Source organism: Xenorhabdus stockiae (genome assembly GCF_002632825.1).
In the GTDB taxonomy this organism is placed as follows: Bacteria; Pseudomonadota; Gammaproteobacteria; order Enterobacterales; family Enterobacteriaceae; genus Xenorhabdus; species Xenorhabdus stockiae.
Genome location: NZ_NJAJ01000141.1, coordinates 1 through 678 on the forward strand (window position 1 = coordinate 1; position 678 = coordinate 678).

A 678-nucleotide genomic window follows, 5' to 3' on the forward strand; every position below is an offset into this window, starting at 1 on the left:
ACTCCGGGGAGGAACAGGCCATGGACAAGTTAGTTGAAATTTTCTGCGATGTCGACGACTTTTGTCGTCTTTTCATCCCCCAGTGGGCGCAGTTTTGTCTCGATAACGGATACCGCCTGCGCCGCAGACAAGGCCGCATGTATCCCAGTGAAATCATGACAATTTTAATCCTCTTTCAGCGGTCGCATTACCGTGATTTTAAAAACTTTTATTTGGAGCATATCTGGCAATACCACCACCGCGACTTCCCCTCCTTGCTCAGTTATACCCGTTTTATCAGCGTTGCCCCGTCCGTTTTGGTCCCCTTATCCAGTTATCTGACTCAATTAAAAGGAAAACCGACAGGCATTGCTTTTATCGATTCCACGAGTTTGCGCGTTTGTCATAACATCCGTATTCCTCGTCATAAGGTCTTTCAGGGCATAGCGCAACGCGGAAAAACCTCAATGGGATGGTTCTATGGGTTCAAATTACACCTGATTATTAACCATCTGGGCGAAATTTTAGCGCTTAAAGTGACCCCGGGTAATGTGGATGATAGGGAGCCTGTACGCGAATTATCAAAAGATCTCACGGGTTCTCTTTACGGCGACAAAGGATATCTGAGTCAGGAATTGGCGGATGATTTAGCTAAAACGGATATCACCTTTATCACGAAAAAGCGCCGCAACATGAAAG

1 protein-coding gene is annotated in these 678 nt (G+C 46.2%); it reads left to right on the forward strand.

Going from position 1 to position 678, the window contains the following annotated elements; translation table 11 throughout:
- Nucleotides 1-20 precede the first annotated feature (20 nt).
- Nucleotides 21-678 (forward strand): IS982 family transposase (locus tag Xsto_RS20830; protein WP_099126328.1); only part of this gene is annotated, 658 nt, incomplete at its 3' end.